This is a genomic window from Yaniella sp. (genome assembly GCF_030453185.1).
Taxonomy (GTDB): Bacteria; Actinomycetota; Actinomycetes; order Actinomycetales; family Micrococcaceae; genus Yaniella.
On record NZ_JAKDKW010000152.1, the window covers coordinates 1 to 2203 of the forward strand.

Genomic DNA, 2203 nt, shown 5'->3' on the forward strand with positions numbered 1-2203 from the left:
TTGCCGTATGCCTCGATCCATGACGGGATCGCACACGCCTGCGGCCATGATCTTCACACCACCGTGGCCATGGGGACCGCCGTCACCCTGCATCGCTTACTGGCAGGTCAGAGTGAAGTCTCCCTGGGCGATCTCGAATTGACCGGACGAGTGCGCATAATATTCCAACCTGCCGAAGAGACCTTGCCCGGCGGCTCGCTGGAAGTCATTCGCCAGGGCATCTTAGACGATGTGCCACGCATTATTGCGCTGCACACCGATCCGGGATTCGACGTCGGGCTCATCGCTACTCGCATCGGGGCCATCACCTCGGCCACCGATACCCTGCGTGTCACGTTAACCGGTAAGGGAGGCCATACGTCACGGCCACAACAAACCCAAGACGTCGTCTTCGCACTGTCACAAATTGCCACCCAGGTACCGGCTATCCTCTCGCGCCGTATCGATGTGCGCTCCGGGGCCCAATTAACCTGGGGCCATATTCAAGCAGGCCACGCACCGAACGCCATTCCCTCCGCCGGACAATTGTCGGGCACGTTTAGAACTCTGGACGCTGACTCTTGGGAATCAGCCGGACAGCTGCTCGATGAGATTATTGGCCAAGTGGCGGCCCCCTACGGCGTGAAAGTCGAGTTGCAACACGTGCGGGGCGTGCCTCCCGTGGTCAATAATGAAGCAGAAACCGATCTGATCGAAGATGCCACACGCTTCGAATTTGGCTCACGGACCATTGAACTAGCCGAACAATCCATGGGTGGCGAAGATTTTGCCTGGATGACCCAGAAAATCCCCGGTTCGATGCTGCGCCTTGGCACTCGGACACCAGGCGGCCCCACCTATGATCTGCACCAGGGTGACTACAACCCGGATGAACGTGCTATCGGTGTGGGCGCTCAGATCTTCACCCAGGCTGCACTGCGAACTCTCACCGGAGCAGCCTGATGGAAGAACATACCCAGCTGCATACTGCCGCCAGCGCAGTACTGCAGCGAGCCTATGCACCGTATTCGAATTACCCTGTAGCAGCGGCTGCCCTGGACGCCGCGGGTGTCATCCACACTGGCGTGAATGTTGAAAACGCTTCCTATGGGCTCACACTGTGCGCCGAATGCTCACTCATTTCATCTTGGCGTCTCAACGCCGGAGCTGAGCTGTCCCACCTGGTGTGCCTGAACGCAGCACGAGAATACATCACCCCGTGTGGTCGCTGCCGCCAACTACTCTCCGAACACGCGCCGATGTCGTTATCCATCGCCACCCAACACGGTCCGATCACACTGGGTGAATTGCTCCCCGTAGCATTTGGACCCGAGAACCTGTAGGACTAAGCCATGTACAACGCCGTAGAAATTATCACCGCAAAACGCAATGCGGTTGCGTTATCTGCCGGGCAGATCACCTGGATGGTGGACGCGTATACTTCCGGCGAAGTCTCGGACGAGCAATTCTCTGCCCTGGCCATGGCCATTTACTTCCGAGGTCTTAACGACGACGAATTGTTGGCCCTGACCACCGCTATGCTCAACTCGGGTACAAGGCTGAATTTTTCGGACCTCGGCAAACCCACTGCAGATAAGCATTCCACCGGGGGAGTCGGCGATAAAATCACGCTACCGCTGACGCCGCTCGTAGCCTCATACGGGGTTGCCGTACCCCAGCTCTCCGGTCGCGGTCTAGGCCACACCGGTGGCACATTGGATAAACTTGAAGCAATCAAGGGGTTCGAGGTTGATCTCACCGAAGCGCACATTCGATCCCAACTAACTGAAATCGGCGGTGTGATCTGTGCACCGACCGGTGAATTGGCTCCGGCCGATAAGAAAATTTATGCACTACGAGATGTCACCGCGACCGTTGACAGTCTTCCGCTGATTGCATCATCAATTATGTCCAAGAAACTCGCTGAAGGCACGGACACCTTGGTCCTGGACGTCAAAACGGGCTCCGGCGCGTTCATGCAGAACGAAGATGATGCTCGGCAACTGGCCGCAACCATGGTCTGGCTGGGCAAAGAGTTCGGTGTCAACACCACAGCCGTGCTGACCCGCATGGATAGTCCGCTAGGCTACACGGTCGGCAACGGAATTGAAGTCCAAGAAACGCTCGAGGTCCTGGCCGGCGGCGGTCCCAACGATGTCGTTGAACTGACCCTCACGTTAGCTCGCCATATGCTGCAGGGTGCAGGTATTGATGCAGATCCGGC

General features: G+C 57.6%; 3 protein-coding genes. All 3 read left to right on the top strand.

Annotated features, from left to right (window positions below):
* A partial coding sequence (locus L0H14_RS12435) for an amidohydrolase (protein WP_301421992.1) occupies positions 1-942 on the top strand: 942 nt, incomplete at its 5' end.
* Positions 942-1322, top strand: coding sequence for a cytidine deaminase (locus L0H14_RS12440; protein WP_301417939.1), 381 nt, complete (start codon positions 942-944; stop codon positions 1320-1322). The genes L0H14_RS12435 and L0H14_RS12440, both read left to right, overlap by 1 nt.
* Positions 1323-1331: 9 nt before the next feature.
* Positions 1332-2203: thymidine phosphorylase (locus L0H14_RS12445; RefSeq protein WP_301421993.1), on the top strand; the 872-nt coding region annotated here is incomplete at its 3' end.

Coding starts and splice junctions, on each gene's coding strand:
- L0H14_RS12440 (WP_301417939.1), top strand. CDS start 942: ATGGAAGAACATACCCAGCTGCATACTGCCGCCAGCGCAGTACTGCAG.